Origin of the sequence: Parasedimentitalea huanghaiensis, assembly GCF_009753675.1 — a bacterium.
GTDB classification, from domain to species: domain Bacteria; phylum Pseudomonadota; class Alphaproteobacteria; order Rhodobacterales; family Rhodobacteraceae; genus Parasedimentitalea; species Parasedimentitalea huanghaiensis.
On the sequence record NZ_WQLV01000002.1, the window covers coordinates 128,744 to 155,566 of the forward strand.

A 26,823-nucleotide genomic window follows, 5' to 3' on the forward strand; every position below is an offset into this window, starting at 1 on the left:
GCGGGCCAGAAGATGCACCTCTGGCCCTGCCGTTGATTACTGGAGCAGTTCGCCGATACGGGCGATGGTATCGATGTCGGCGGCCACACGAGTTGCCGATTCATCCGCACCCTGCCAGTAGACCAGCGCGCCGGTTTCCTTGGCAACGGCCTGGGCACGGTCGCTCATCACGGTTTTCTGTGCCACAGCGATGATTTTCTCGCGGACGTCCTGTGGGGTGTCCTTGGTCACAAACAGACCATTCCACAGTGCGATGTTCAGGCTATCGTCCAGCTCACCAATGGTGGGGGCGTCCGGCACCAGTGCGATACGTTCATCGGTGATCGAGACCAGAACTTTGACCTGATCCAGACAAGGCAGGATCAGCTGCAACGTGGTGTTGATCACATCGGCATCACCCGAGGCCAGCGTGTTGCAGTCCAGCGCGTCAAAGGCCGCATCCGATCCCCAGCTAAACCCGGCATTGACCGCAAAGGCCTTGGTCACTTGGGTTGGGGTCAGAACATCGCCAAAGTGGCCCAGCGCCACGTCGTTGGATTTGGCGTGCTCAGCCAGTTCAGCCATTGATGAGTACGGCGCGTCGGCGCTGGTGGCGATGACAAATGGGTAGGTCAGGAAGATCCCAAGCGGATCGAACTTGGCCGGGGTCAGTGGTGGGATGTCGATCTGGTGGCCGACAACCGGCACACCAATCACAAACGACCCCACGGTGTAGCCATCCGCCGGTGCATTGGCGACTTCGATAGCGCCGGGGAATGGACCACCACCTCCACCGGGTTTGTTCACAACTGCCGCTGCGACGCCGTATTCCTTTTGGAAGTCATCGGCGATCATCCGTGTCAGCACATCCTCTAGATCACCGGGAGGCCACGGCACGATGAAGTTCACCGGCTTTTCAGGATATTCCGCTTGGGCCGCCCCAACGCTGAGTGCGATGGCTGCTGTGGCCAATGCGCCCTTGAACAGATTGCTCAGTTTCATGTGATCCTCCCAGATACATTTCAATAGCTGGTTCATTATTTGAACCGTTGGTTTGAATTTAGATTGACAGCCTACCCACTTATCTGTCAACAAAATTGCATCAACGGCGCATCTTTTTCCTGATGGGCCCTCCTAAGCACCCAGAAACGGAGCCCGTACAGCAACATGGGAACAGTATCCAAAGCCCTGTCTTTGCTGACATATTTCAATCACGGCAGGACCGAAATCGGTCTCAGTGATCTGACTCGCCTATCCGCGATGAACAAGGCAACTGTCTATCGGTTGATGACGGAATTGACGGAATCAGGATTCGTTGAACAGGCAGGAAGTGACAGATCGTACCGGCTCGGCCCACAAGTTCTGCGTCTTGCCGCACTGCGCGAAGCGGCCGTTCCCATCCTGTCGGTGTCGCGCCGGGTGTTGCGTGATCTGAGTGATGAAACTGGCGAAACCACCCACCTGTCACTTGTACAGGGCAGCCAGCTGAATTCGCTATCGCATGCCTATTCGCCACGCCATGCCACTAAGGTGATGATGGAAGACGCCGAGGTTCTGACCTATCATGGCACCGGATCAGGACTTGCAGTGCTGGCCTATGCCGCGCCTGATTTTATCACCCAAGTGCTGGCACAGCCTTTGCAAGCCCATACCGCGCAAACCGAAACCGACCCTGACCGGATCCGCAGCCAGATTGCATCCGTGCAGGCCTGTGGCATGGCCCAGTCGATTGGGGGGTTTGAGGCGGATGTGCATTCTCACGCGGTGCCGATATTTGGCCCCGACCAGCAGCCGATTGGGGCACTTGCTGTCGCCGCACCAGTGTCCCGCATGAGCGCAGAGCAAAAGCAGCTGATCCCAGAGGCCCTGTACCGCGCAGGTCAGACCCTAACCCATCGCATTGGTGGGTCTTCGCCCGCCAGCTATCCGCAAAACGCGCCGGGATGACCCGTCGCCCGCACAGATACCAACCCCCGCTACAGCTGGGGGCCAGTCAGGAGCAAACCCGATGAAAGATTCCAACTTCCTCAAGGAAATGAACGCCCGCTCGATATGGCATCCCATGACCCATCCGGCCGACAGCCTTGCAAACCCGCCGGCCATCATCACTGGCGCCGCCGGCGTACGCATCACCGACATCGACGGCCATGAAACCGTTGATGCTGTTGGCGGGCTGTGGAACGTCAACCTTGGATTTTCTTGTCAGCCGATCAAAGACTCCATCGCTGCGCAGCTTGATGTTTTGCCCTATTACTCCACCTTTCGCGGCACCACCAACGATCAGGTGATTCAGCTCGCCGAAGAGCTGCGTACCTTCTTTGAGCCAGATGGGCTGACTCGCGCCTTTTTCACTTCAGGCGGATCGGATTCGGTGGAAACCGCGCTGCGACTGGCGCGCCAGTATCACAAGATCCGCGGGGAAGCCGGGCGCACCAAATTCCTGAGCTTGAAAAAGGGCTACCACGGCACCCACATGGGCGGCGCATCGGTCAACGGCAACGCCAACTTCCGCACTCAGTACGAGCCGCTGTTGCCCGGCTGCTTTCATATCCCCGCACCTTACACCTATCGCAACCCGTTTAACGAGAGCGACCCGGAGCGACTGGCGCAGCTGTGCCTTCAGGCCCTGGAAGACGAGATCGCCTTTCAGGGCGCCGGCACTATTGCTGCCTTTATCATGGAACCCATTCTGGGGGCTGGTGGTGTGATCCCCCCTCATGCCAGTTTTATGCCTGGCGTACGTGAGATCTGTAGCCGTAATGGTATCCTACTGATTGCCGATGAGGTGATCACCGCTTTTGGTCGCACTGGCAGCTGGAGTGGCTCGCGTCACTGGGGCGTGCAGCCTGATTTCATGTGCACCGCCAAGGCGATCACCAATGGCTATTTCCCCTTTGGCGCGGTGATGATCGCCGAAGGCGTGGCAGAGGTGTTTGAAAACGATACCACAGGCAAGGCCGCAATCGGCCATGGCTATACTTACTCCGGCCATCCGGTTGGCGCCGCTGCTGCACTGGCCTGCCTTGAGGAAACCAAACGCCTGAATGTACCGGACAATGCCGCTGCGCGCGGTACTCAGCTGTATCAGGGTCTGCTGGAGCTGCAAAAGAAATACAGCCTGATTGGTGATGTTCGTGGCGGACATGGATTGATGTGCGCCATGGAGCTGGTCTCAGACCAGGCCAGCAAAACCCCTATCGACAAGAAAACCATCGGTGCGCTTCAGGAAGCAACCTATCAAGCCGGTGCAATGGTGCGGGTTTCGGGGCCCAACATCATCCTGTCACCGCCCTTGGTGCTGACTGAGAGTGACGCCAATGTCATTCTCACAGCGCTGGACGCCGGCTTTGCCGCTGTTGCCTGACCTTTCAGTAGGCCACAACCGCGCCCGTCCGTAGGGGGGGCGCCACCAGATACCATGGCGGGCCCGAAGCATGCTTCGGGCCCGCGCTGTTCATCGCGCCGCTGCGCGGCGCAGAGGTGAAGGACTGTCAGGTCCCGACGGACATCAATTCTGGGATCCATCGCGGCGCCACAGCCCGAAAAGTGCGAGCCAATAGCCTGCAAACAGAGCCACTTGGATCCAATATGGCATCGTACTTTGGTCTGGCGTTAAAACCTCAGCCAAGGCTTCGGAAAGGTTGACCGAAGACAATCCAAGAATCGTCACCCCCATGACCACCAGCGCAGTTGGCACCGCGTCGCGGCGACGCGCAGCTTGATAGAACAGCGCGACATAAGCCAGCACCGCAAAGCTGATGATCTTGTCCTTGTAGCCATAAAACGGGGTGTCGTAATACACGAACAGCAGTGGATACTTCAACCCAAAGAAATGCGCCGCTGCCATACAGCAGAAATACAAAGCACCTGCCATAAAGGCGATACGTGTCAGAGAGGAGTTCATGGGGATGATTGCCTTGAAGGGTTTGTAATTCGTGTCACGCCTCTGGCACAGCCAGAACCAACCCGTCCAGATCGGGGTGGGCTTCAATCTGACAGCTCAACCGGCTGTTGCTGCGGCGGTCTCCGTCGGCCATGTCCAGCATGGCGTCCTCAAAATCACCAACCTCACCGGTTTTGTCCGCCCATGCATCGTCAACATAAACGTGGCATGTGGCGCAGCTAAGCGTGCCGCCACATTCGCCCACCACCCCTTGCACATTTTGTGCGACAGCCGCCTCCATCAGATTTTGGCCATAGTCGATTGTTGCCGCAACGGCAGAGCCGTCCGGCAGGTTCCAGGTCACTTTCATGTGGCTTACTCCTCAAACAAAATGAACATAGAAGTCGCGCAGCCCATCACCTTCGAGGTCCCGGGTTTTACGCACTTCTTTTTGCTTCATGTAGACATGGTTGGCGACCAGCTCCGCCCCCACCGCTTCAGTCAGGACTGTATCGCGCTGCAGGTCCGCAGCGGCCCCTTTCAAATCGATTGCAGTGCCTTCGCGGGCATCTGTTCGGTCAAACCCATCACCGGTTTCCATCGGAGGCAGCTCATAGCCTTTTTCAAACCCCAGTCGCGCCGCCTGTAGCACTGCCGCTGTGGCGGTATAGGGGTTGGCCGAAGCATCTGCCATCCGGTGTTCCAACCGCGCCTTGGCTCCGCCCTCGGAACTGATACGGGTGGTCACATTGCGATGATCGCCGCCCCAGTTCTGCCAATAACCCGACAACGATCCCGGTTGCAGCCGCATATAACTGTTGGCGGTGGGCGCAATCAGCCCGGCCAGCCCTTTGTGATGGTGGATCATCCCACTCAGGCAGCCGCGAGCCAAGTCGTTCATATGCTCCGGCCCTCCGCGCGGGCCTGACGACAATGCGTTGCCGCCCGCCCCATCCGCAAACGAGAAATTGACATGCATGCCAGAGCCACCGGCCTCGGGAATGGGTTTGGGCATAAAGGTCAACACGATGCCATATTCCAGGGCAATTTCGCGCGCCATCAGGCGGAACAACACAATATCGTCCACTGCTTTGACCGCGTCGCCAAAGGTCAACACATACTCAAATTGCGGGCTGTCGAATTCCGCGGTGATCATTTCCAGCGAGAATCCCATCTCGTCCGCCATCGCCCAAATTCGATCATTGAACCGCAACGGATCGGCAAAGGGGCCTGTGCCATAAACCACCCCACCGGGGGCGTCATAGGGCACCAACCGCCCGTTGTCGTCTGCTTGCAGCGCAAAAGCCTCGAGCTCAATCCCGACCTTGGGGGTCAGCCCATGTTTCTGCCAGTCTGCCACCGCACGTTTCAGCGTGCCACGTGGGCACAACGGTAGTTTGGCACCCTCGTCATCATACAGGTCTCCCAACACAATTTTGGTTGAGGCATGCCAACTGTCGCGGATATCGTCATGGCGCCAACGCAGCTCCATATCCGGCAAACCCTGTTTAACCATTGATCCCGGCGCGTCCAAAAGATCGCGGTCATAGTGAGTACCAAACACAGATCGGCAAAACCGGGTGCTGTCATCGCCAATTTTTGAATGTGGCAGGTATTTGCCACGCATGATGCTTAGATGATCGCAAAATAATGCGCGCAGACGGGTTTTCATATTGGTGTCCTTTCGAGTTGGACCAATTGGCATCTGAGTAGGGTGTCACGCCTGACCAATTCCGCCAAGGTCAGGCGTGACCCGGCTTAGCAGCCAGGCAAACAACCCGATTGTTAAGCGCGCGTCACTCGTACCGGCAGCGATTTAATACCGCCGACGAAGTTCGAGCGCAGGAATTGCTGCTGGCCATCGGGTTCGATGGATTTAATCCGCTTGGCCAGTTCCTGAAACAGAACGGTTACCTCCAACCGGGCCAGCCACATCCCCAGACAGACATGCGGACCGCCCTGCCCAAAGGCCAAGTGTTTATTAGGGCTACGCATCAAGTCGACCCGGAACGGGTCGTCAAATACCGCTTCGTCGCGGTTGGCTGAGGACCACCAGTACAGCACCTTATCGCCTGCGCGGATGGTCTTGCCATGCATATCGAAATCCTGCGTTGCCGTGCGCCGGAAATACAGAGCTGGCGTCGCCCAGCGAATGATCTCATCTGCCGCAGTGTCCCAAACATCACCGCCTGCCTGCATTTGCGCCAGCAGTTCAGGTTGATGGCACAGGGCTTGAAGGCCGGCCGCAATGGAATAGCGGGTGGTGTCGTTTCCTGCCGCCACCACCAAACAGAAGAAGTTGCGGAACTCTGCATCTGAAATCACCGAGCCATCTTTGGCGGGTTGCAGGATCATGTTGAGAATGCCCGAAGTGTCTCCGGCGGCCTCTTTCTTGGCCATCAAATCCTTGGCGTAAATGTACAGTTCTGCCCCAGCCGGAGAGTTGAAGGGCATCATCCGGAACTCATCCGTTTGCATTTTGTCCAGCACATGGCTGGTAAAGTCGGGATCGGTATTGGCGATCAGCGCGTCGCCCTTTTCCACCAACCATGGCAGATCCTCTTGCGGCAAACCAACAACCCGGCCCAACATCCTCATTGGCAGCTGACGTGCAATCTCTTTGACCGCATCAAAACTGCCCTTCTCCAAAGCTGGATCAAGGATTTCAGCGCAGAGGTCGCGGATTTCCTGCTCGTATTGCGCCATCATGGTTTTGGAAAAGGCTTTGAGCAATTTCATCCGGGTTTTGCTGTGCTCTGGCGCGTCTGTTTCCTGAAAAGTGCGCCGGGCCATATATTCTTCGTAGCTCTGGTCTTCCATGCGGATGCCCCGCGCCGAGGAAAACACCACAGAATTTTTGTTCATTGCAGCAATGTCGGCGTGGCGCGTGATCGACCAGTAGTTTTCACCACCTTCATATTCAGTCCAGTGCAGCGGGTCATCGCGGCGCAGCCGGGCAAAGGTGTTGTGCGGTGCGCCCTGTGCAAAGGCATCGTGGCTACTGAGATCGGCGTACCCGTCGTCAGTTGGCGTCCAAAGGGTCATGTTGGGCCTTTCCAGATTTACTTGCTTTGTGTATATTAATGACAGCTATAAATATGTAAATGAAAAACTTGTAGGTAAATCCATGCACTTGGCCATTCTGATGACCAATACCGATTCCGGAGACTTTGCCGATAGCCATCCCAAAGATGGTGAGAAATTCACCAACCTGGTCCATATGGTACGTCCAGGTTGGGAAGTTTCGGTATTCCCGGTGAAGGACGGTGAATTCCCGGATGATATTGCGGGATTTGATGGCGCGATGATTACTGGCAGCCCAGCCTCGGTGCGTGGTGATCATGACTGGATTCCGCCACTGCTGCAGTTGATCCGTGATATGAATGATAAGCGCCACCCTCTGTTTGGGGCCTGCTTTGGCCATCAGGCCATCGCATTGGCGCTGGGTGGGTCGATGGCGCAAAACCCAAAGGGTTGGGTGCATGGGTTAACCCACAATACAATCGTGGCTCGTCCTGAATGGGGGCAAGACCTGCCAGACCAAGTTGGACTTTATGGCTCACATATTGAATGCGTGACCGATCTACCGAAGGGCGCGGTGCAAATCGCTGAATCTGATACGATGATCACCGGGTTTGCGATGGGCAATCATATTTATACAACCCAACATCACCCGGAAATGAGCCACGGTTTTATCTCTGCCCTGACCGAGGAATTACGTTCAACTCTTGGACCCGAAGTTTTTGAACGCGCCATAGAAAGTTTACAGGCCCAATCAGATCAACAGGTGTTTGCCGAAAGCATTGCCAGGTTTTTTGAACAGGGTCGTCGCTGGTCAACGGTGCGTGCAAGCACGCACCCTACACCCGGATCACAACGACATCAGTCTGTGTAGGGTGTGTGCTTGAACGCACCACCACCCCGGCCAAGGTACTCAAACCGTGAGGTCAGCCAAGAGCTGCCAACAAGTCCATGACGGTTACCTGATCAAATTGAACATGGGACGCCATCGCGGCCTCGGCCCCGGTACGATCATGGGCAAAGATCAAGGTGGCAATCTGACGATGCTCCCGTGCGGATTGGGCGATCGAGCCGGGGTAGCGGTAGCGCGCCCGGTAATAGGCCATCAATTTGCGGGCATTGGTCTTGATCATCTCAACCAAAAACGCATTTCCAGCGCCCAGTGCCACGGTCTCGTGAAACTTCAGGTTCAGTTGGTAATAACCATTAGGGTCACCATCTCCCTTGGCTGCAGCGTGAATCTCGCAGGCGGAAACTGCTGCTTCCAATGCCTCACCTTGTGCTGGTGACAATCGGCGAGCCGCAAGACCCGCGGCCTGGCCCTCCAACCTGGCGTGGACTTCCAGAATAGCCAGAAACTCTTCCAGCGTTGGTTTGAACAGAATTGCGCCCTTGCGCGGCAAACGCCGGATCAATCCAGTGGCTTCCAGCTGTATAAACACCTCCCGCACAGGCGTACGGGACACACCATGGCGCGCCGCCAGTCCGGCCTCATCCAAGACATCGCCGGGATTCAATTGCCCACAATCAATATCCGCAAGGATTGCGTTCAAGAGCTGCTCTGTCTGCCCGGCCATAACTCTGCCCCGTTTGGTGTTTTCCCTAGACTATTCGCAGTATAACGCTGAAACAACAAAGAGTGTGTCATAGGGGCTCTGCCCCCGCCTTCGGCTCCCCCGGAGTGCTTTCAGCAAAAAGAAACCAAAGGTCAGGCGTCTTCACGCATCCACAAGTACAGAGGTAGCGCCAAAGATAGGCCAACTGTAAAACCTGCGGGCAGGACCAGCCACCAATGCTGCAGGCTCTGTCGTTGGGCGTCCTGCCAGCTCCAGACCCAGAACACGACCATTGAGATCAACACATCGGCGGAAAACCCAGCGGCCGCGCCATTGGCAAACAGCCCCAGAATAAATGCATTAATATCAAGTCCATTCAGGGCAAAGAACGAACCGAAGAACAGCCAGGGCACAAGTGTCCCAATCACGGCTGCAGCGACGTAAAACCTGCGCATAGCTTTCTCTCTCACTGATCTGTGGTGTTCTGGGGCACAGGACCGCGGTATTTCACGGTCAGCCCGGCATCAATTTCGTCCGGTTCATAGACCCCAAGCAGAATACCTTTGCGCCCCGATTTGCCGCGGCCTGACATGATCTGCTCATCCGACAGTGTAATCCGTTGAGACATTCGCAGCGCCCATTGGTGCAGCCTTTCGTACATCATCTCGCGGACGTCAGTATGTTCTGCACTGGTACCTAGGTCGACCAGCTCGTTGGGATCGGCTTCCAGATCAAACAGCATGGGCCGCAATCCGCCTTCGGCGTGCATCAACTTCCAGCGATGGTCCGTCACCATGAACAGCCGGGCATCTTTGGGCGCCAACCCCAGTTTTGCGCTTAATGGCATTGTGGAATAGTCGAATTCGGCAACAGCATAGTCGCGCCATTCCGGGCTTTCGCCGTGCAGCCAAGGCTGTAAGGATCGCCCTTCCAGAATATGCGGCACAGGCGCACCTCCCGCGACCTCCAGAAAGGTTGGTGCCAGATCAATGGCCTCGACCAGTGCGTCACAGGTGGAGCCGCGGCTGACGTCAGCCTGTTCTCGTGGGTCGTAGATGATCAGGGGCACCTTGATCGACGGCTCATGAAACAGGTTCTTTTCGCCCAGCCAGTGATCACCCAGATAGTCGCCGTGATCCGAGGTCACTACAATCATGGTATCCTGCATTTGGCCGCTCTGTTCCAGATAGGCAAACAGCCTTCCCATCTGATCATCGGCCTGTTTGATCAGTCCCATATAGGCCGGGATCACTTTTTGGCGAACTTCATCCCGAGAGAAGGCCTTGCCGATTTGGTTGTTCATCATACCATCGAACACCGGATGCGCATCCTCGCGTTCAGCATCCGAGCGCACAACGGGCAGCACATGTTCCGGGCCATACATATCGTGATACGGCGCGGGCACGATATAGGGCCAATGAGGTTTGATATAGCTGAGATGCGCGCACCACGGACCTGTCGCCTGTTCTATAAACTCTATTGCTTTGGTGGTGAGCCAGGGCGTTTCACTGTCTTCTTCAGCAATATTGGCTGGTTTGTCTGCATTGGCCATAAACCAACCCGACGCAATGTCATTGCCTTCTACCCCGGCATTGGCAAAATCATTCCACGGATTTTCACCCGGATAGCCCTTAGATTTCAGGTACTCATTATAAGGACTGCGCTTTACGTCATAGCAACCGTCCGGCCCTTCGGCCCAAAGCCCATCGTCGCGTACCCAGGGGTCAAAGCCACATTCGCTTTGGCGCACTCCGATCACGCTATCCGGGGCCAGCCCCAGCCGCTCCATGCCTTCAGCATCTGCCACCATATGGGTTTTGCCGATCAAATGGCAGCTCATCCCGGCCTTGCGGAGATGATCGCCCATGGTCCATTCGCCCACCCGCAGCGGGTAGCTGTTGAACTGCACCCCATGGCTGGAAGGATAGCGGCCGGTATAGCTGCTCATTCTTGACGAGCCACAGGTGGGCGATTGCACATAAGCGCGGGTGAAACGGACGCCCTTGTCGGCCAGCGCGTCGATATGTGGGGTGTGCAAATGCGGATGACCGGCGCAGCTAAGGTAGTCGAACCGCAACTGGTCAAACATGATGTAGAGAATGTTCATATCGGCCCTCCTCCGGCGCAGTGCATCTGATGAACAAGTGAAGGAAAATGAGGGACGGTGCAAACTAGTTTGGGCCAATGCTCAAAATTGCGGCTACATTCGGTCCGAGCCCTCGTGTTACTCCCCCCTTAACAATTACGTCTTCGGTCCTTAGCTTGACCCACAAGCAGACCTTATTTTGAGTATTTTCATGTCAGCCTCCTTTGTTGAAGTATCTATTCGCCCTGCCCGCCTCTCAGACTGTTCCAGCCTTGCGGCCCTTTCAATTGAGGTTTGGCTCGGCACCTATATCCGCGAAGGCGTAAATGCGTTCTTTGCCGACTATGTCTTGGCCCACTACACCGTTGAACAGTTCGCCAGGGCCCTGAAAGATCCGGCCGAACGCGTGCTGGTTTCCGAAAATTCGATTGGGATTGATGGCTACATCCGGATCACCAACGATCAGCCCTGCCCCGCCAACCATCCGTCAACAACCGAGATCACAACCCTATACGTGCAACCGCGACATCATGGAAATGGCATTGGCCAAGAATTGCTACACGCTGGACTGGACCTCTGCCGAGAGATCGAATGGGACACACCGTGGTTGGCTACGAACTCTGAAAATACCAATGCACTCTCGTTTTACAAAAAGCAGGGCTTCACAATTGTTGGGCAGACCCATTTTGAAATCGAGGATCAGCGATATTGCAACGAGGTTTTCGCTGTATGCGCATGATCAATTGGCTTCTTTAGACGCAAACAGGTAAAAATCATGATTATCAGACCCTCTCTTCCTACAGATGCACCGGGTATCAGCCGCGTGTTGACGGCCTTAACGGCCGCTGGGCTTCGCGTTTCGCCAAGTGACACCGATTTTGCCCTTAACAACTACATCGAAAACCCAAACGGGATTGAATGCAGCGTGGCGACGGATCCAGAAGGTTCTATTCTGGGCTTTCAAGCCCTTTTGATGGCAGTTGAGGGAAACCACTACGGGGTGACACCTGGCTGGGGAATCATTGGCACCCATATTCACCCAGAGGCAATCCGTCAGGGCATAGGCGGCAAGTTGTTCATTGCGACGCGAAGTGCAGCCCTGAAGGCCAATCTAAAGTTCATCGATGCAACGATCCAAAACTACAATACCGGCGGTTTGGCCTACTATGAGTCAGTAGGCTTTCGCACTTACGAGACAAACGAAGACGCAATCCGCAAGGTCTTTGATCTCAGCTGAGCCCACAGACGTGTTACAAGAAATCTGAAAGTCTGGAATTTTTGTTACATTCACCTTGCCGCGAATCACATTACTTCCTATTACTGACCTAACGGTCGGCTTATTAAATGCCGCAACAGGAGACGCGAACACCATGGATGCATTTATCTGCGACGCTACCCGGACCCCGATTGGACGATATGGCGGGGCGTTATCCTCTGTGCGCACCGACGATCTTGCTGCCACTCCGATTGCCGCGCTGAAGGCCCGTAATCCACAAGTGGACTGGGCCAGCATCGATGATGTCATCTTTGGTGACGCCAACCAGGCTGGCGAAAGTAACCGCAACGTGGCCCGCATGGCCGCGCTTCTGGCAGGTCTGCCAACAGATGTTCCCGGCACCACCGTGAACCGGCTTTGTGCATCGGGCATGGATGCGGTTGGCATGGCGTCTCGCGGCATCCGTGCGGGCGACTATGACATGGCGATTGCTGGCGGTGTTGAAAGCATGAGCCGAGCACCCTTTGTGATGCCCAAGCAAACCGCAGCCTTTGGCCGCAGTAACGCGGTGTATGACACCACCATTGGCTGGCGCTTTGTAAACAAGAAGATGCACGAGATGTACGGCACCGACTCGATGCCGCAGACGGCAGACAATGTGGCCGCCGACTACAATATCAACCGCGAAGATCAGGACGCCTTTGCCGCGCGGTCACAAGCCCGCTGGGCCGCCGCACACGAGGCTGGCCTGTTTGGCGATGAGATAACTCCGGTTTCCGTGCCACAGCGCAAGGGTGACCCGATCATTGTCGACACAGATGAACACCCCCGCCCCGGTACTGGTGCTGATAAATTGGCCAAGCTGCGCGGAGTGAATGGTCCCGACCTGACGGTGACTGCGGGCAATGCCTCCGGCGTAAATGACGGTGCCGCCGCAATCCTGATGGCGAACGAAGCCGCCGCCGCCAAGAACGGGCTAAAGCCGATGGCGCGCATCGTGGGCATGGCCGCTGCTGGGGTTGAACCGCGTATTATGGGCATTGGCCCGGTTCCTGCCACCCGCAAGGTGCTGGCCCGCACCGGGCTGAGCATTGAGCAGATGGATGTGATAGAATTGAATGAGGCCTTTGCATCGCAAGGGCTGGCGACATTGCGGGAGCTTGGCCTGGCCGATGACGCACCCCATGTAAACCCCAACGGCGGTGCCATCGCGATTGGCCACCCGCTGGGGATGTCTGGTGCTCGGCTGGTGCTGACCGCTGCTTATCAGTTGCAACGTACCGGCGGGCGCTATGCGCTGTGCACCATGTGCGTTGGCGTTGGACAGGGCACCGCCCTGATCCTGGAACGCGTATAAAGCGCAATCCGAAAAGTGGGGGCCGGTTTTCGGCCTCCATTGCGCGACAGAAAACTTGGAGATCTGACTATGTATGCACAGATGGTAAAATCCGAAGCAGCCCAAGACGACCCCGAAAAGCTGGCAGCTTTTCAGGCGCGTATTGATGCGGGGGAGAAGATCGAGCCCAAGGACTGGATGCCTGCGGCCTATCGCAAGACGCTGATCCGTCAGATCGGCCAGCATGCGCACAGTGAAATCGTTGGCCAACTGCCCGAGGGCAACTGGATCACCCGCGCCCCGACACTGGAGCGCAAAGCAATCCTGCTGGCCAAGGTTCAGGATGAGGCTGGTCATGGGTTGTACCTGTACTGTGCTGCGGAAACTCTGGGTGTGTCGCGGGATGAAATGACCGAGATGCTGCTGGATGGCCGCATGAAGTACTCGTCGATCTTCAACTACCCCACTCTGAACTGGTCCGACATCGGTGCGGTTGGCTGGCTGGTCGACGGTGCTGCGATCATCAATCAGGTACCACTTCAGCGGACTTCCTTTGGCCCCTATAGCCGGGCAATGATCCGGGTCTGCAAGGAAGAAAGCTTTCACGCACGTCAGGGATTTGATGCCATCCGCAAGATGGCCGAGGGCACGCCAGAGCAAAAGAAGATGGCGCAGGATTCAGTGAACCGCCTGTGGTTTCCGGCGCTGATGATGTTCGGCCCGTCCGACAAAGAGTCGGTGCACTCAGAACAGTCGATGGCCTGGAAGATCAAGATGAACACCAATGACGAGCTGCGTCAGAAGTTCGTCGACCAGACCGTGCCACAGATCGAATTCCTGGGCCTCGATCTGCCAGATCCAGGCATCAAGTGGAACGAAGAGCGTGGCCACTACGACTATACCGACCCCGACTGGTCTGAGTTCTTTGACGTGATCAAGGGCAACGGCCCCTGCAACGTGGACCGGCTCGCCGCCCGCAACAAGGCCTGGGACGATGGCGCCTGGGTACGCGACGGATTGATGGCCCATGCGCAAAAGAAACGCGCCGCAAAAACGGCAGCCGAGTAATGTCTGAGAACCTGACAAACAGCAGATACCTGATCTCCTCGTTCAGCGCGCGTTGGGCGCTGACGGTAGTCCTGCTGTGTCTTCCTCTGGTTCCCTTTTTCCCTGGGACTATCCTCGTTTTGCCCGGCTGGCTGATATTGGCCGCGATTTTCTACGCGGGCATGGGCACTTACATGGAGAAACCAATAGTGACGCTCCTACGCCAATGGCTCATCACAGCAATTTCCGCGTATCTTATGGCGTTTTTGTGGATCAAGGCCTTCTCATCCGGACAAATCGGATATGGTAATCGTCTCCAAATCGACGGGGCCCAAATCACGGTTCTTGGACACTGGACCCTCATACAAACCGCAGTGGTTTTTGCGTCTTTCATTGCCGCAGCCATTACAATTCCCAGACTTATTCGCTTCACTTTGAAGGAGACCACCCAATGAAAAACGAATGGCCCCTTTGGGAAATTTTCATCCGCGGACAACATGGCATGAGCCACCGGCACGTCGGTAGCCTGCACGCCCCGGATGCGGAAATGGCAATCAAGAACGCGCGTGACGTTTACACCCGGCGCAACGAAGGTCTGTCGATCTGGGTGGTCGAAGCCAACCACATCGCCGCCTCATCCCCCAGCGACAAAGGCCCGCTGTACGAACCCAGCGAAAGCAAAGTGTACCGTCACCCGACCTTTTTCGACATCCCTGACGAAGTGGGGGCCATGTGATGACTCGCGACGAGGCATTCCTGCAGTTTCTGCTGCGGATGGGGGATAATACCCTGATCCTTGGCCACCGGGTCAGCGAATGGTGTGGCCATTCTCCGGTACTGGAAGAGGACATCGCGCTGGCCAACACCGCGTTGGATCTGATTGGTCAGACGCAATTCTGGCTGGGCTTGGCTGGTGAAGTTCAGGGCGACGGTAAATCCGCCGACGACATTGCGTTTCTGCGCGACGTTTGGGACTTCCGCAATCTGCTGCTGGTCGAGGTGCCAAATGGCGACTTTGGCCGCACATTGATGCGCCAATTCCTGTTTGACGCTTGGCATTCGATCCAACTGGGGCATCTGATGAAATCGTCGGATGAACGTGTTGCTGCCATCGCGGAAAAAGCAAGTAAAGAGGTGGCCTATCACCTTGAACGCTCGGCTGACACTGTAGTTGGTCTGGGTGATGGCACCGAGGAAAGCCATCGCCGGATGCAAGAGTCGCTGGACTATCTGTGGCCCTATGTCGGTGAAATGTTCCAATCAGATGAGGTCGACGCCGAAATGGTTGCCGCCGGGATTGCTCCGGACCCAGCCAGCCTGCGCGACGACTATGATGCGCTGATCACACGTATTCTGGCTGATGCGACGCTGACCATTCCGGACAGCCGTTTTGGCCACAAGGGTGGCCGCACTGGTAAGATGCACACCGAACATCTGGGGCATTTGCTGACACAGATGCAATGGCTGCAACGCGCTTATCCGGGGTCTAACTGGTAAAGTCTTAGGGCAGCGACTGACCCTGGGTGGGTGCGTAAGCGCCCTCCCGTGGGGAGGGTCGGGCTCTGCCCGGCCTATCAGCCGGGCCTGGCATCAAGGGTAAAGGTAATCACATGAGCCAACTGCAAGAAAAGCCAAGTGTGACCCAGATCTGGGAGTGGCTGGAAGCCGTGCCAGACCCGGAAATCCCTGTGATCTCGCTGGTTGATCTAGGCATCATTCGCGACATCAAATGGAACGATGACACCCTGACCGTCGCTGTGACCCCTACATACTCGGGCTGCCCAGCCACCTCGATCATCAATCTGGATATCGAAACCGCCCTGCGCGACCACGGCATCGAAAAACTAGAATTGAAACGCCAGCTTTCGCCAGCGTGGACCACCGATTGGCTATCCGACAAGGGCCGCGCCAAGTTGGAAGAATACGGCATCGCCCCGCCGCAACCCGCAGGCGGGCCAGAACGTTGCCCCAACTGCCACAGCAAGAACGTCACCAAAGTCAGCCAGTTTGGCTCGACCCCGTGTAAGGCCCACTGGCGCTGCCAGGACTGCCTTGAACCTTTTGATTATTTCAAGTGCATCTGAGGAGACACCCATGGCGCGCTTTCATGACCTGACTGTTACAGACATCCACAAGACCATCCGCGACGCTGTCGTGGTGACACTCAAGCCCGTCAATGGCGCGGCAGAGCATTTTGATTTCACCCAAGGCCAGTACCTGACCTTTCGCCGCGATTTTGAGGGTGAAGAATTGCGCCGGTCTTATTCGATCTGCGCGGGCAAGGATGAAGACATCCTGCAGGTGGGGATCAAACGGGTTGACGGCGGCGCTTTTTCTACTTGGGCCAATACCGAGCTGAAGGTGGGCGACACCCTGCAAGCGATGCCGCCGATGGGTAGCTTTTTCACGCCACTCGAAGACGGTGCGCACAAACAATATCTTGGCTTTGCGGGTGGATCGGGCGTGACCCCGGTATTGTCTATCCTGAAAACCACACTGACGGCTGAACCCAACTCGCGGTTTACGCTGGTCTATGCCAACAAAGGCGTGAACACGATCATGTTCCGCGAGGAGCTGGAGGATCTGAAGAACCTCTATATGGGACGCTTGAACGTGATCCACATTCTGGAAAGCGACGCGCAGGAAATCGACCTGTTTACCGGGTTGGTGACCGAGGACAAATGCGCCCAGCTGTTTGAGCACTGGATCGACATCGAGAACACCGACACTGCCTTTATCTGCGGCCCCGAGCCAATGATGCTGGGCATTGCATCCGCCCTGCGCACCGCGGGCATGGACGACGCCCAAATCAAATTCGAGCTGTTCGCCAGCTCGCAGCCCGGTCGCGCCAAGCGCAAGGTCAGTGCAGCAGATGCAGCCAGCGGCGGCAACCAAACCAAGGCGGCGATCACACTGGATGGCGCGACCCGCACCATTGAAATGGGCAAGGATCTGTCGATCCTCGATGCGGCACTTGAAAACGCGATGGACGCGCCTTTTGCCTGTAAGGCCGGGGTTTGTTCGACTTGCCGGTGCAAGGTGATTGAGGGCGAAGTGGAAATGGCCGCCAACCACGCACTTGAGGATTACGAGGTCGAAAAGGGCTATGTGCTGTCCTGTCAGGCCTATCCGGTGACCGACACCGTTGTTGTAGATTACGATCAATAGGGAGGACGCGACCATGGCAGACGACATGAGCATTGAAAGCTACCTAGCCGCTGGCGGCGTTCTGACCAGCCCCAGCAACACGCCCCCCCGTTACCGGGCAGAACTGATGAAGATCATGGCGATTTTTGTCGACAGCGAACTGGCCGGCACCGCTGGCTTTGCCGAAATGATCAACGCAGGCCCCGGCGTGCGGGATCGCATGGCCGCCGCGCAGATTGTATTGGAAAAGACCGCGAACGCCAATCGTGTGCTCGAGCTGATGGGAGAGTTTGGCGCCAATACTGAGCGGTACGTCAGCCATCACCCCTGGACCACGCGCCTGCCCCGTGACGCCGACATCGGTCAGCAGCGCAGTGACCACGATATGCGCTTATCAGTTTTCAACTACCCACTTCATGGCTGGGCAGATGCGGTTGTGATGAACTTGTTGATGGGTCTTGCCGCTGCGGTGCAGCTTGAGGAGCTCTCGCATGTCTCCTACCAACCCCTGGCCGAGGTATTTCGCACTATAGCCCCAATCGAGGCCGCGCATACCGAACTCGCTGACAAGGGTTTGGCGCTGTTGTCTGAACACGGTGATCGCGCCGCGCTGCAAGACTCCGTAAACTACTGGTGGCCCCGCGTCGCCGCCAGCTTTGGTGATGAGAGTTCTCAGAAATTCGAGGGCCTCAAGGCCATGGGCCTGCGCAAGACCAGCAATGCCGCGCAAAAAAACCGCTGGCAGGACGAGGCCTCTGCCTCGCTGGTAAAACACGGGTTAAAGCCAGCGCACTGAGAATCGGCGCGTTGATCTCCCGCCCGGTCAAAGGCATAAATGCCTTGCCCCGTTGGGCATGGCGCGCCTAGCGGCGCGCGCCCAGAACCTCCACTGCACCTGCCGCAAGAATAAGCAAGCTCCCCGCCCCCTGACGCCAACCAAACGGCTCCCCCGCCCAGATTGCAGCCGAAGCAACCCCGACCACCACCTCGCTCATCAGGAGCAGACCAACACGGCCCGGAGACAACAGGGTCGCGGGCCAGATGGTCAGAAACAACATCGGCAGGACGTACAACGCAGCCAGCAGCGCCCAAGGCGTCGCGAGACCCAGCATCGCGCCAGAGGGCACTCCGCCAAATTGCCCCCCACCAAGCGCCACCAACGCCAGGGACACAATCAGACTGCCGAGAATAAACGCAAAGACCTGCGTGGATACGGCCACCGCACCCATACGATACAGCTGCAAGGTGCCAAAGGCCCAAGCAAGCCCTGACAACAACGCCAGCACATCGCCCAGATTGCGCGGCAGAGGCAGGCCGTCACCGCCGCCCAACACCACCAGCAGCCCTATGAGGCCCAACACCAACGCTAACCCGCGCGCCAAGGTCAGTCGTTCGCCCAGCAACATCAGCCCCAGCACTGTCCCCCAGACTGGCGTCAGGTAAAACAGCAACACAGCGCGCACCACGTCGGTCATCAGCAGGCTTGTGGAATAGAGGCTGAATGCCCCGCCAGTCAGCAGGCCGCAGAGTATCAATTGCCGCCAATGCGCACTCAACGATGCCCGCACAAGCCAAGCCAGCGGGAACAATAGCAGCGTCGCGGCGCTATAGATTAGCACACCCGGCCAAGCGCCTTCCAAGCCAAACCCGGCCAGAAATCGCAACGGCAGCCAGATCACCCCCCATAAGGCCCCGCCCAGCACCAACGCGGCGCTGGCGGCTTCTGATCGTACTGTCAAAGCGCGCAGCCTGTTCATACTATTTTCCAAAAAGACTGAATTGCGCCACCATGTCCACAACGCGGGGTCTACACAAGCCTTAGACAGAGCAGTCGAACAGAGTTTCTGGACGCCCCATTGTGTTGCCAAAACCCACAGTGGAATCACACTCCCTGCCGCCGATGATTTTAGCGCGCAAGCATAACTCTGGCTCAGCGTACGCGTGCCTGCGGTGCAGTCATCCTGTCAACGAAACAGACGTCGAAGGTACGCATCCCCCCATAGTGCGCGAGGTCTGACAAACGTCCTGCCACATCAGCCTCTATCCGCAGTCGGCAACGAGCCAACTCAAAAAACTAGCAGCAATAAACCATACCTATGCTAACCATCGAAGCCGAAATCCACTCGAACGATCCTGAGTAGGCTCTACTATGAAGTCGACGAAGCCACCGACGTGGTTCACCGGATCGTCGAGATGATTGACGACGGACGGGCAATAGGTGGCAGTATCAAACTTGCCGAGCGAGAAGGCCCAGGCTGTCGCGAACCAAAATTTCGATCGCTCGTTCATGGTCCTTTTTTAAACAATCCGGAGCCCCCCCCGAGCCGCTTACCCCCTCATCCCGAGAGGAATTTGAAAAGATGTGGAACAACGCAACCGACAAGCCTTGGCCTGAATGAAAAGTCTTTCGGCAGCAGCTAACTATTTTTCGGCAGACCGTCGCGCCGTTTGCGGTACAAAGCAACGTGGTCACTACAATGCATAAAGGTCTGGACGACTGACCCATCTCTGCCTAGGCTTCGCAAAACTCCATTTCTTTCTTGAGGCACCCCCATGGCAACCGGCAGCAATATCCGCACCTATTTCAACGGCAGCTGGCAGGACGGCAATGTCCCTATCATGCGGGCGGCAGATCACGCGGCCTGGCTTGGCTCCTCTGTGTTTGACGGGGCGCGCCTGTTTGATGGCATGACCCCGGATCTGGATTTGCACTGTGCCCGCGTCAACCGTTCGGCTGAGGCCCTGATGCTGGCCCCTACCGTCACCACCAAAGACATGGTTGCGATCGCGCGCGAAGGTCTGGCGATGTATGATAAAGGCGCAGCGGTCTATATCCGACCGATGTACTGGGGCATCGACGGAGATGTGACCGCCATTGTACCCTCAACGGATACCACAGGGTTTGCACTGTGCCTGGAGCAAATTCCGATGGCCGCGCCAACAGCGACCACCACCCTGACCCGCTCCCGGTTCCGTCGCCCGGTATTGGACAGTTCAGTGGTCAATGCCAAGGCAGGTTGCCTGTACCCCAACAACGCCCGGATGCTGGCTGAGGCGCGCGCCAAGGGATTTGCCAACGCACTGGTACTGGATGCACTGGGCAACGTTGCCGAAACCGCCACCACCAACGTCTTTATGGTGCGGGATGGTGAAGTGTTCACACCGATCGCCAATGGAACCTTCCTCAGCGGGATCACCCGTGCCCGCCACATCACAAATCTGCGCGCCAATGGCGTCACCGTGCACGAAACGGTGCTGGGCTATGCTGATTTTGAAGCGGCAGATGAAGTCTTCTTGTCTGGCAACATGAGCAAAGTCACCCCGGTCACCGCATTTGACGACTGCCAGTACCAAGTTGGACCCGTCGCAAAACAAGTGCGCGAGATGTACTGGGACTGGGCCCAATCCAATGGCTGACACCCGTCAAGGCATCGTGACCCTTGTCATTGGGGTGATCGGTGCTTTGGTGGCGCTCAGCCTAAACATGCCCATGGCCCTATTGGCCGGGCCCGCCGTGGCAGTTGCGATGGCCGGTCTGTGGGGCATTCAGACAAAGATTGCCTCGGGACTTCGCAACGCTGGTTTTTTACTGGTCGGGTTGAGTATCGGATCACTGATTGGTCCAGATAGCATCCACGCTATGATGCGCTGGCCTATTGCCTTTGCAATACTGGGTGTTCTGACACTGATCACGCCGTGGATCGGGCAGTGGCTTATTCCCCGGCTGTTGCCGTTTGACCGGCACGAAGCCTTCCTTGCCTCTGCTCCGGGCCACCTGAGCCTGGTTATTGCTCTTGCCGACAGCTTGTCCCTGTCTTTGACCCGACCCGTGGTTTTAGCCTCTATCCGCCTTATGGCGCTGACGCTGGTGATCCCCCTTGCCGCGCAGGCTGCTGGAATGGATATCGGCCCCGGCTTGCCTCGTGGTGTTATCACCTCGTCTTGGATCTGGGTCCTAATACAGATTGCCGGAGCGGTGGCTCTGTCACCAATTTTGCACTGGCTAAAGCTGCCGGCCCCAACCCTGTTGGCCGGAATACTGGTGGCAGCGACAACTCACCTTGCCTCGCTGACCACCGGAACACTTCCGGACTGGCTGGCACAGGGTGCCCTGATTTTGATGGGCAGCCTGATCGGCACCCGGTTTAGTGGCATGAGCTGGCAAGAGCTGCGCCACAGCCTGTTGGCGGGCCTCACTATCGTCGTGCTGACTTCGGGACTCGCTATTCTCTTCGCGATACCAGCCGCCCATGTTTCAGGACTACCGATCATCGATGTTTTACTTGGATTCGCACCCGGTGGTCTGGAAACAATGATCATTGTCGCGGCAGCGATGGGGGCTGACCCCAGTTTTGTTGCAGCCGCTCATGTGTTTCGCCTTCTCGTACTCGCAATTGTTCTGACGCTTTATGCAACAAAAATCCACAAACAGTCCGCTAAGGAAATGAATGGACAGCGGCCAAGCCCTCGGGCAGATTAAGTAAGATTGTGGAGGACCGTAATGCGCAAATTTCTTGTGGTGCTGGATGACAGCCGTGAATGCCTGAACGCCATGCGCTTTGCCGCTATGCGTGCGGCCAGTACTGGCGGTGGAGTAGAGATCCTGTCGGTCATTCCACCGGATGAATTCAATCACTGGATTGGCGTCGGTGAGATGATGCGTGAAGAATCCCGTGAGCGTATCCACGCGCATTTTGAAGTTTTTGCCAAATGGATGCGCGATCGTCAGGGTATTGACCCGGTCTTGGTCATCCGCGAAGGCGAACCCGTACCGGAAATCATCGCCCAGATTGAGGAAGATCCTGATATTGGGGTGCTGGTTCTGGGTGCAGGCAATGACCGCAAGGGTCCCGGCCCACTGGTGAGCCAACTCAGCCGCTCGTCGGGTAGCCTGCCTATCCCGATTACGGTGGTGCCGGGCGATCTGTCCAAAGAAAAGCTGGAAGCGATCACCTGAACCTAGAACGGCGCGAGAACCAAAGACTGTGTCGGCCGTCACGCGCAGGGGTGGCAGCTACACATGGGGTGGCATTGCGCGTGAAAACAGGACACACAAAGATTAGAATCGTTCTAATCCTTGACTTGCCCTGCCGTCGAGCGCATATCGGTATCAGCTTTACGGAGACCCAACATGTTTATTCAGACTGAATCCACGCCGAACCCGGCGACGCTGAAATTTCTTCCGGGTCAGACGGTGTTGGAGGTTGGCACAGCTGACTTCCCGACCGCAGAAACAAGCGGAAAATCACCTCTGGCAACACGCATTTTTGCGGTAAGCGGCGTTGCTGGCGTGTTCTTTGGCAATGATTTTGTCACTGTGACCAAGGCCGAGAATGTAGAGTGGGACCATATCAAACCTGCCATTCTGGGGGCAGTGATGGAACACTACCAGTCGGGTCAGCCAGTGATGGCCGATGATGGTGCAGCCCCAGCTTCAGGTCATGCTGAACACTCCGGGGAAGATGGCGAAATCGTCGACCAGATCAAAGAACTTCTGGACAGCCGCGTCCGCCCGGCCGTGGCACAGGATGGTGGCGACATCACCTTTCATGGTTTTGACCGCGGCGTTGTATACCTGCACATGCAGGGGGCCTGCGCTGGCTGCCCCTCTTCTACCCTGACCCTAAAGATGGGTATCGAAAACCTGCTGCGCCACTACATCCCCGAAGTGACCGAGGTCCGGCCCGTTGCCGTCTGAACCACTGATACTGGGATTTGACACATCGGCCGCGCATTGCGCGGCCGCTTTGTTGCAGGGCGACCGGATCCTTGCTGAACGGCTGGAACTGATGAATCGCGGTCAGGCCGAGCGGCTGATGGTGCTGCTGGAAGAGGTTTTGGCCGAGGGCGGCGCCAGTTGGCAAGATCTAACCGCGATTGGTGTGGGTGTTGGCCCCGGCAATTTCACAGGCATCCGCATTGGAGTCTCTGCTGCCCGCGGATTGGCGCTAGGGCTTGAGATCCCTGCCGTTGGTGTGACCGGTTTCGACGCTCGCAAGGCAACGGGTGAACTTGCTGCGATCCCCGCCCCCAGAAAGCAAGTCTATGCTGCCCTACCAGGCCAAGCACCGCGTCTAATGCCTGCGCCTGAAGCAGCCCAGGCCGCACGCGATGCCGGGCTGACCTTTGCGCCTGAGGCAAGCCCACCAGAACTCGCCGCCGCCATTGCGCGGTACGCAGCTTTGCACTTTGAAACAGTGACCGAAGCCCCCGCGCCGCTGTACCTGCGCGCAGCAGACGCAGCCCCATCGCGAGACGTGCCCCCGGCATTGATTGATGACTAACGCACCGACACCACAGACCATGGCTGCCACCCATGCGGCGGCGTTTACGCAATCCCGCCCATGGTCCGAGGCTGAATTTGCCGATTTGTTGGACAGCCCATTTACGTTTGCGGTGGGTGATGCACGCTGCTTTGCGCTGGTGCGTGTAATAGTGGACGAGGCTGAGCTACTGACCATCGCTACCCACCCTGAACACCAAAACCAGGGATTAGCGCGCGCTTTGATGTTGGATTGGCAAAGCATCGCAATGCAACGCGGTGCGCAAACCGCCTTTCTGGAAGTGGCCGCAGACAACGACGCAGCGTGTCACCTTTATCGCTCAGCGGGCTACTCATCTTGCGGGAATCGCCCCGCTTATTATGCGCGCGAAACCGGTCGATCAGTGGATGCGATACTGATGCGACGGGCCATAACGCCAAACAAATAGCCCTTGACCCAAGGCCAAGAGGCCGGAATCACACCAAATGGTCAAAAAGCGGTTGACCCCCTGCCCGGGCTACGGCCTTAATTGCTGCACCCTTTGAGAAACATCTCATACTTGGGCGGCTGGCTTTGCTAAATGCCCCAAACAAAAACAAAACCGGGAGTACCCAAATGACTCTGATGAAATCCCTGATGGGAGCCGCTGCTGCTATGGCACTGACCGCTGGCGCAGCTCTGGCCGAGCCAGCCCTGATCTTTGACCTTGGCGGCAAGTTCGACAAATCCTTCAACGAGGCTGCCTTTAACGGCGCGCAGCGATGGGCCGAAGAAACTGGCGAAACTTTCCGTGAGATCGAACTGCAGTCCGAAGCTCAGCGTGAGCAGGCTCTGCGCCGTTTTGCCGAAGTGGGCGCAAACCCGATCGTCATGGCTGGCTTTGCCTTTGCTGATGCACTTGGTCAGGTTGCTGCTGATTACCCTGACACCAAGTTTGTCATCATCGACATGGTTGTTGATGCGCCAAACGTGCGTTCGGTTGTGTTCAACGAGCACGAAGGCTCGTATCTGGTTGGCATGATGGCGGCTCAGGCTTCCAAGTCCGGCACCGTTGGCTTTATCGGCGGCATGGACATTCCGCTGATCCGTAAGTTCGCTTGTGGCTATGCCCAGGGTGTTATGGCTGCAAACCCAGACGCCAAGGTTATTGCCAACATGACTGGTACAACACCAGCTGCATGGAACGACCCGGTAAAAGGCTCTGAGCTGACCAAGGCCCAAATCAGCCAGGGTGCTGACGTGGTGTATGCTGCGGCTGGTGGGACCGGTGTAGGCGTTCTGCAAACCGCAGCTGACGAGAACATCCTGTCGATCGGCGTAGACAGCAACCAGAACCACCTGCACCCAGGCAAAGTTCTGACCTCGATGATGAAGCGCGTCGACAATGCTGTGTTTGCAGCCTTCACCGATGGTGTTGATATGGAAACCGGCTTTAACGTCATGGGCCTGGCCAATGGCGGCGTCGGCTACGCAATGGACGACAACAACGCATCGCTGGTTAACGCTGACATGCAGTCCGCTGTAGATGCGGCATCGGCAAAGATCGCCAGCGGCGAACTGGCTGTGCACGACTATATGTCCGATGACAGCTGCCCGGCTCTGAACTTCTAATCCGGTTCTTTTATCAGTGATGCAGGCGGCCTGGCTGCCTGCATCAACGTGATATCCGCTGAAACAATCTATTTCGCCCATCCCGACACTTGGACCATTTGGTCCGTCAGTTCTGTCCGGTCGGCTTTTCAGGTTTACCAACACATGACAAAACCCGCCGCCATTGAGTTAAAAGGCATCTCCAAAGCCTTTGGCCCCGTCCAAGCCAACAAAGACATTTCGATCAGCGTTGCCCCCGGTACCATTCACGGTATCATCGGTGAAAACGGCGCGGGAAAATCCACCCTGATGAGCATCCTGTATGGGTTCTATAAGGCTGATAAGGGGGAAATCTGGATCAACGGCAAGAACACCGTGATCCCGGATAGCCAAGCCGCGATTTCTGCCGGTATCGGCATGGTCTTTCAGCACTTCAAGCTGGTGGAAAATTTCACAGTGTTGGAAAACATCATCCTTGGTGCCGAAGATGGCAAACTGCTAAAACCATCACTGTCCAAGGCCCGCAGAATTCTGAAAGAACTGGCCGCCGAATATGAGTTGAACGTCGACCCTGACGCGCGCATCGATGAAATCGGTGTTGGCAAGCAACAGCGGGTCGAGATCCTCAAGGCCTTGTACCGCCAAGCAGATATTCTAATTCTGGACGAGCCCACCGGAGTTCTCACTCCCGCCGAAGCCGACCAACTATTTCGAATCCTTCACCGACTCCGTGAAGAAGGGAAAACCATCATCCTGATCACCCACAAGCTGCGTGAGATCATGGATACCACCGACACAGTCTCGGTTATGCGTCGTGGTCAGATGACCGCCACAGTCAAAACTGCTGAAACCAGCCCCGCCCATCTGGCCGAGTTGATGGTAGGCCGCAAAGTGCTGCTGCAGGTCGACAAAGTACCCGCTAAACCCGGAGCGCCGGTGCTGGAGATCGAAAATCTTTCGGTTCGCGACGAGGACGGTGTTGAACGGGTCAAAGGCATCAACCTAGAAGTCCGTGCGGGAGAAATCCTTGGCATTGCCGGGGTTGCCGGCAATGGCCAATCAGAGCTTCTTGAGGTTCTGGGAGGGATGCGGAGCGGTACTGGCTCCATTCGCATGCAGGGCGCAGAACTGCCGCTACATGGGCCCGGCTCTCACGGTCAGGCACGTCGCCGCGCCCATATCGCACATGTACCCGAAGATCGGCAAAGCGAAGGCCTGATCATGGACTTTCACGCTTGGGAAAACGTCGCGTTTGGCTATCACCGCGACCCAGCTTACCAGCGTGGTATGTTGATGGATAATGCAGCCTTGCAGGCAGACACAGAAGCCAAGATGGCAAAGTTCGATGTGCGACCGCCGGATCCATGGCTTGCGGCCAAGAACTTCTCAGGTGGGAACCAGCAAAAAATTGTTGTTGCGCGAGAAATTGAACGCAACCCGGAATTGCTTTTGATCGGCCAACCCACGCGTGGCGTCGACATTGGCGCCATCGAATTCATTCACAAACAGATCGTCGAGCTGCGTGATCAGGGCAAAGCAATCCTGCTGGTGAGCGTTGAGTTAGAAGAAATCCTGTCACTGTCCGACCGTGTGGCGGTGATGTTTGATGGTCACATCATGGGCGAGCGCCTACCGAATGAGACCGACGAAAAAGAACTAGGCCTACTAATGGCCGGTGTTGCCGGGGAGGCCACATAAG

Annotated in this window: 30 protein-coding genes; 21 read left to right on the forward strand and 9 right to left on the reverse strand. The window is 56.8% G+C overall.

The genetic code is table 11. From position 1 onward, the window contains the following. Positions 1-36: 36 nt before the first annotated feature. Positions 37-981: a tripartite tricarboxylate transporter substrate-binding protein gene (locus tag GO984_RS04220; protein WP_157021326.1), complete on the reverse strand. Its 945-nt coding sequence runs from the start codon at positions 979-981 to the stop codon at positions 37-39. Between the two features lie 165 nt (positions 982-1,146). On the opposite strand from GO984_RS04220, the gene GO984_RS04225 reads away from it, so the two are divergent. Next, positions 1,147-1,926 (forward strand): IclR family transcriptional regulator, encoded by a 780-nt coding sequence (locus GO984_RS04225; RefSeq protein ID WP_157021327.1) that lies wholly within the window; start codon positions 1,147-1,149, stop codon positions 1,924-1,926. A 61-nt stretch (positions 1,927-1,987) separates the two neighbouring features. Beyond that, positions 1,988-3,343, forward strand: a complete 1,356-nt coding sequence (locus tag GO984_RS04230; RefSeq protein ID WP_157021328.1) for an aspartate aminotransferase family protein — start codon at positions 1,988-1,990, stop codon at positions 3,341-3,343. Positions 3,344-3,487: 144 nt separating this feature from the next. Here the strand turns inward: GO984_RS04230 and GO984_RS04235 are convergent, their stop codons facing one another. The 4 genes from GO984_RS04235 to GO984_RS04250 all read right to left on the reverse strand — a co-directional run bounded on the left by GO984_RS04235 (position 3,488) and on the right by GO984_RS04250 (position 6,907). Then, a complete protein-coding gene (locus tag GO984_RS04235) occupies positions 3,488-3,883 on the reverse strand; it encodes a hypothetical protein (RefSeq protein ID WP_157021329.1) in 396 nt (131 codons plus the stop codon). A 34-nt stretch (positions 3,884-3,917) separates the two neighbouring features. Further along, positions 3,918-4,232, reverse strand: coding sequence for a 2Fe-2S iron-sulfur cluster-binding protein (locus tag GO984_RS04240; RefSeq protein WP_138161483.1), 315 nt, complete (start codon positions 4,230-4,232; stop codon positions 3,918-3,920). 12 nt (positions 4,233-4,244) lie between these two features. Continuing rightward, positions 4,245-5,534, reverse strand: coding sequence for a type I glutamate--ammonia ligase (locus GO984_RS04245; protein ID WP_157021330.1), 1,290 nt, complete (start codon positions 5,532-5,534; stop codon positions 4,245-4,247). 113 nt (positions 5,535-5,647) lie between these two features. Continuing rightward, the gene (locus tag GO984_RS04250; RefSeq protein ID WP_157021331.1) at positions 5,648-6,907 is read right to left on the reverse strand and encodes a cytochrome P450; all 1,260 of its coding nucleotides are present in this window, start codon (positions 6,905-6,907) and stop codon (positions 5,648-5,650) included. A 100-nt stretch (positions 6,908-7,007) separates the two neighbouring features. Between GO984_RS04250 and GO984_RS04255 the strand changes: the two genes are divergently transcribed. Next, complete coding sequence (locus GO984_RS04255; protein WP_245231004.1) at positions 7,008-7,757, forward strand: type 1 glutamine amidotransferase; 750 nt, start codon at positions 7,008-7,010, stop codon at positions 7,755-7,757. A 52-nt stretch (positions 7,758-7,809) separates the two neighbouring features. On the opposite strand, the gene GO984_RS04260 is transcribed toward GO984_RS04255, so the two are convergent. From GO984_RS04260 to GO984_RS04270, 3 genes are all read right to left on the reverse strand, one after another. Further along, positions 7,810-8,460: a GntR family transcriptional regulator gene (locus GO984_RS04260; RefSeq protein ID WP_157021333.1), complete on the reverse strand. Its 651-nt coding sequence runs from the start codon at positions 8,458-8,460 to the stop codon at positions 7,810-7,812. A gap of 131 nt (positions 8,461-8,591) precedes the next feature. After that, positions 8,592-8,894, reverse strand: a complete 303-nt coding sequence (locus tag GO984_RS04265; RefSeq protein WP_157021334.1) for a DUF2834 domain-containing protein — start codon at positions 8,892-8,894, stop codon at positions 8,592-8,594. Between the two features lie 11 nt (positions 8,895-8,905). Beyond that, complete coding sequence (locus tag GO984_RS04270; protein ID WP_157021335.1) at positions 8,906-10,546, reverse strand: sulfatase-like hydrolase/transferase; 1,641 nt, start codon at positions 10,544-10,546, stop codon at positions 8,906-8,908. Between the two features lie 190 nt (positions 10,547-10,736). Between GO984_RS04270 and GO984_RS04275 the strand changes: the two genes are divergently transcribed. The 10 genes from GO984_RS04275 to GO984_RS04320 all read left to right on the forward strand — a co-directional run bounded on the left by GO984_RS04275 (position 10,737) and on the right by GO984_RS04320 (position 18,067). After that, the gene (locus tag GO984_RS04275) at positions 10,737-11,264 is read left to right on the forward strand and encodes a GNAT family N-acetyltransferase (protein ID WP_157021336.1); all 528 of its coding nucleotides are present in this window, start codon (positions 10,737-10,739) and stop codon (positions 11,262-11,264) included. Positions 11,265-11,300: 36 nt separating this feature from the next. Then, positions 11,301-11,762, forward strand: a complete 462-nt coding sequence (locus tag GO984_RS04280; protein WP_157021337.1) for a GNAT family N-acetyltransferase — start codon at positions 11,301-11,303, stop codon at positions 11,760-11,762. Between the two features lie 133 nt (positions 11,763-11,895). Beyond that, positions 11,896-13,098 carry a 3-oxoadipyl-CoA thiolase gene (pcaF, locus tag GO984_RS04285; protein ID WP_157021338.1) on the forward strand — a complete coding sequence of 401 codons (1,203 nt, stop codon included), beginning with the start codon at positions 11,896-11,898 and terminating at the stop codon, positions 13,096-13,098. A 69-nt stretch (positions 13,099-13,167) separates the two neighbouring features. Then, positions 13,168-14,145, forward strand: coding sequence for a 1,2-phenylacetyl-CoA epoxidase subunit PaaA (gene paaA, locus GO984_RS04290; RefSeq protein WP_157021339.1), 978 nt, complete (start codon positions 13,168-13,170; stop codon positions 14,143-14,145). Further along, positions 14,145-14,579 (forward strand): hypothetical protein, encoded by a 435-nt coding sequence (locus tag GO984_RS04295; protein ID WP_157021340.1) that lies wholly within the window; start codon positions 14,145-14,147, stop codon positions 14,577-14,579. The genes paaA and GO984_RS04295 overlap by 1 nt, the downstream gene beginning before the upstream one ends. After that, the gene (paaB, locus tag GO984_RS04300) at positions 14,576-14,860 is read left to right on the forward strand and encodes a 1,2-phenylacetyl-CoA epoxidase subunit PaaB (RefSeq protein ID WP_157021341.1); all 285 of its coding nucleotides are present in this window, start codon (positions 14,576-14,578) and stop codon (positions 14,858-14,860) included. Before GO984_RS04295 ends, paaB begins: the two co-directional genes overlap by 4 nt. Continuing rightward, positions 14,860-15,621: a 1,2-phenylacetyl-CoA epoxidase subunit PaaC gene (gene paaC, locus GO984_RS04305; RefSeq protein ID WP_157021342.1), complete on the forward strand. Its 762-nt coding sequence runs from the start codon at positions 14,860-14,862 to the stop codon at positions 15,619-15,621. Before paaB ends, paaC begins: the two co-directional genes overlap by 1 nt. A 113-nt stretch (positions 15,622-15,734) precedes the next feature. Further along, positions 15,735-16,208 carry a 1,2-phenylacetyl-CoA epoxidase subunit PaaD gene (gene paaD / locus GO984_RS04310; RefSeq protein ID WP_157021343.1) on the forward strand — a complete coding sequence of 158 codons (474 nt, stop codon included), beginning with the start codon at positions 15,735-15,737 and terminating at the stop codon, positions 16,206-16,208. 10 nt (positions 16,209-16,218) lie between these two features. After that, on the forward strand, positions 16,219-17,292 hold the full coding sequence (locus GO984_RS04315) for a 2Fe-2S iron-sulfur cluster-binding protein (RefSeq protein WP_157021344.1): 1,074 nt from the start codon (positions 16,219-16,221) through the stop codon (positions 17,290-17,292). A 13-nt stretch (positions 17,293-17,305) separates the two neighbouring features. After that, positions 17,306-18,067, forward strand: coding sequence for a Phenylacetic acid catabolic protein (locus tag GO984_RS04320; protein ID WP_157021345.1), 762 nt, complete (start codon positions 17,306-17,308; stop codon positions 18,065-18,067). A gap of 67 nt (positions 18,068-18,134) precedes the next feature. Here GO984_RS04320 and GO984_RS04325 read toward each other — a convergent pair whose 3' ends face one another. Continuing rightward, on the reverse strand, positions 18,135-19,028 hold the full coding sequence (locus GO984_RS04325) for a DMT family transporter (protein WP_157021346.1): 894 nt from the start codon (positions 19,026-19,028) through the stop codon (positions 18,135-18,137). A 796-nt stretch (positions 19,029-19,824) separates the two neighbouring features. On the opposite strand from GO984_RS04325, the gene GO984_RS04330 reads away from it, so the two are divergent. From GO984_RS04330 to GO984_RS04365, 8 genes are all read left to right on the forward strand, one after another. Beyond that, the gene (locus GO984_RS04330; protein ID WP_157021347.1) at positions 19,825-20,688 is read left to right on the forward strand and encodes a branched-chain amino acid aminotransferase; all 864 of its coding nucleotides are present in this window, start codon (positions 19,825-19,827) and stop codon (positions 20,686-20,688) included. Further along, a complete protein-coding gene (locus tag GO984_RS04335; protein WP_157021348.1) occupies positions 20,681-21,751 on the forward strand; it encodes an AbrB family transcriptional regulator in 1,071 nt (356 codons plus the stop codon). The genes GO984_RS04330 and GO984_RS04335 overlap by 8 nt, the downstream gene beginning before the upstream one ends. 21 nt (positions 21,752-21,772) lie before the next feature. Further along, positions 21,773-22,228, forward strand: coding sequence for a universal stress protein (locus GO984_RS04340; protein ID WP_138161464.1), 456 nt, complete (start codon positions 21,773-21,775; stop codon positions 22,226-22,228). A 174-nt stretch (positions 22,229-22,402) separates the two neighbouring features. After that, positions 22,403-22,969 (forward strand): NifU family protein, encoded by a 567-nt coding sequence (locus GO984_RS04345; RefSeq protein ID WP_157021349.1) that lies wholly within the window; start codon positions 22,403-22,405, stop codon positions 22,967-22,969. Beyond that, positions 22,959-23,555, forward strand: a complete 597-nt coding sequence (tsaB, locus tag GO984_RS04350; protein WP_157021350.1) for a tRNA (adenosine(37)-N6)-threonylcarbamoyltransferase complex dimerization subunit type 1 TsaB — start codon at positions 22,959-22,961, stop codon at positions 23,553-23,555. Before GO984_RS04345 ends, tsaB begins: the two co-directional genes overlap by 11 nt. Next, on the forward strand, positions 23,548-23,982 hold the full coding sequence (locus GO984_RS04355; RefSeq protein WP_245231005.1) for a GNAT family N-acetyltransferase: 435 nt from the start codon (positions 23,548-23,550) through the stop codon (positions 23,980-23,982). Before tsaB ends, GO984_RS04355 begins: the two co-directional genes overlap by 8 nt. A gap of 167 nt (positions 23,983-24,149) precedes the next feature. Next, entirely contained in the window at positions 24,150-25,145 is a 996-nt protein-coding gene (locus GO984_RS04360; protein ID WP_157021351.1) for a BMP family lipoprotein, read from the forward strand. Between the two features lie 144 nt (positions 25,146-25,289). Further along, a complete protein-coding gene (locus tag GO984_RS04365; RefSeq protein ID WP_157021352.1) occupies positions 25,290-26,822 on the forward strand; it encodes an ABC transporter ATP-binding protein in 1,533 nt (510 codons plus the stop codon). The last annotated feature ends 1 nt before the right edge of the window (position 26,823 follow it).

Bases quoted from the DNA above. Each gene is read 5' to 3' on its own strand.
- GO984_RS04220 (WP_157021326.1), bottom strand. From the start codon at position 981: ATGAAACTGAGCAATCTGTTCAAGGGCGCATTGGCCACAGCAGCCATC.
- GO984_RS04225 (WP_157021327.1), top strand. From the start codon at position 1,147: ATGGGAACAGTATCCAAAGCCCTGTCTTTGCTGACATATTTCAATCAC.
- GO984_RS04230 (WP_157021328.1), top strand. From the start codon at position 1,988: ATGAAAGATTCCAACTTCCTCAAGGAAATGAACGCCCGCTCGATATGG.
- GO984_RS04235 (WP_157021329.1), bottom strand. From the start codon at position 3,883: ATGAACTCCTCTCTGACACGTATCGCCTTTATGGCAGGTGCTTTGTAT.
- GO984_RS04240 (WP_138161483.1), bottom strand. From the start codon at position 4,232: ATGAAAGTGACCTGGAACCTGCCGGACGGCTCTGCCGTTGCGGCAACA.
- GO984_RS04245 (WP_157021330.1), bottom strand. From the start codon at position 5,534: ATGAAAACCCGTCTGCGCGCATTATTTTGCGATCATCTAAGCATCATG.
- GO984_RS04250 (WP_157021331.1), bottom strand. From the start codon at position 6,907: ATGACCCTTTGGACGCCAACTGACGACGGGTACGCCGATCTCAGTAGC.
- GO984_RS04255 (WP_245231004.1), top strand. From the start codon at position 7,008: ATGACCAATACCGATTCCGGAGACTTTGCCGATAGCCATCCCAAAGAT.
- GO984_RS04260 (WP_157021333.1), bottom strand. From the start codon at position 8,460: ATGGCCGGGCAGACAGAGCAGCTCTTGAACGCAATCCTTGCGGATATT.
- GO984_RS04265 (WP_157021334.1), bottom strand. From the start codon at position 8,894: ATGCGCAGGTTTTACGTCGCTGCAGCCGTGATTGGGACACTTGTGCCC.
- GO984_RS04270 (WP_157021335.1), bottom strand. From the start codon at position 10,546: ATGAACATTCTCTACATCATGTTTGACCAGTTGCGGTTCGACTACCTT.
- GO984_RS04275 (WP_157021336.1), top strand. From the start codon at position 10,737: ATGTCAGCCTCCTTTGTTGAAGTATCTATTCGCCCTGCCCGCCTCTCA.
- GO984_RS04280 (WP_157021337.1), top strand. From the start codon at position 11,301: ATGATTATCAGACCCTCTCTTCCTACAGATGCACCGGGTATCAGCCGC.
- pcaF (WP_157021338.1), top strand. From the start codon at position 11,896: ATGGATGCATTTATCTGCGACGCTACCCGGACCCCGATTGGACGATAT.
- paaA (WP_157021339.1), top strand. From the start codon at position 13,168: ATGTATGCACAGATGGTAAAATCCGAAGCAGCCCAAGACGACCCCGAA.
- GO984_RS04295 (WP_157021340.1), top strand. From the start codon at position 14,145: ATGTCTGAGAACCTGACAAACAGCAGATACCTGATCTCCTCGTTCAGC.
- paaB (WP_157021341.1), top strand. From the start codon at position 14,576: ATGAAAAACGAATGGCCCCTTTGGGAAATTTTCATCCGCGGACAACAT.
- paaC (WP_157021342.1), top strand. From the start codon at position 14,860: ATGACTCGCGACGAGGCATTCCTGCAGTTTCTGCTGCGGATGGGGGAT.
- paaD (WP_157021343.1), top strand. From the start codon at position 15,735: ATGAGCCAACTGCAAGAAAAGCCAAGTGTGACCCAGATCTGGGAGTGG.
- GO984_RS04315 (WP_157021344.1), top strand. From the start codon at position 16,219: ATGGCGCGCTTTCATGACCTGACTGTTACAGACATCCACAAGACCATC.
- GO984_RS04320 (WP_157021345.1), top strand. From the start codon at position 17,306: ATGGCAGACGACATGAGCATTGAAAGCTACCTAGCCGCTGGCGGCGTT.
- GO984_RS04325 (WP_157021346.1), bottom strand. From the start codon at position 19,028: ATGAACAGGCTGCGCGCTTTGACAGTACGATCAGAAGCCGCCAGCGCC.
- GO984_RS04330 (WP_157021347.1), top strand. From the start codon at position 19,825: ATGGCAACCGGCAGCAATATCCGCACCTATTTCAACGGCAGCTGGCAG.
- GO984_RS04335 (WP_157021348.1), top strand. From the start codon at position 20,681: ATGGCTGACACCCGTCAAGGCATCGTGACCCTTGTCATTGGGGTGATC.
- GO984_RS04340 (WP_138161464.1), top strand. From the start codon at position 21,773: ATGCGCAAATTTCTTGTGGTGCTGGATGACAGCCGTGAATGCCTGAAC.
- GO984_RS04345 (WP_157021349.1), top strand. From the start codon at position 22,403: ATGTTTATTCAGACTGAATCCACGCCGAACCCGGCGACGCTGAAATTT.
- GO984_RS04355 (WP_245231005.1), top strand. From the start codon at position 23,548: ATGACTAACGCACCGACACCACAGACCATGGCTGCCACCCATGCGGCG.
- GO984_RS04360 (WP_157021351.1), top strand. From the start codon at position 24,150: ATGACTCTGATGAAATCCCTGATGGGAGCCGCTGCTGCTATGGCACTG.
- GO984_RS04365 (WP_157021352.1), top strand. From the start codon at position 25,290: ATGACAAAACCCGCCGCCATTGAGTTAAAAGGCATCTCCAAAGCCTTT.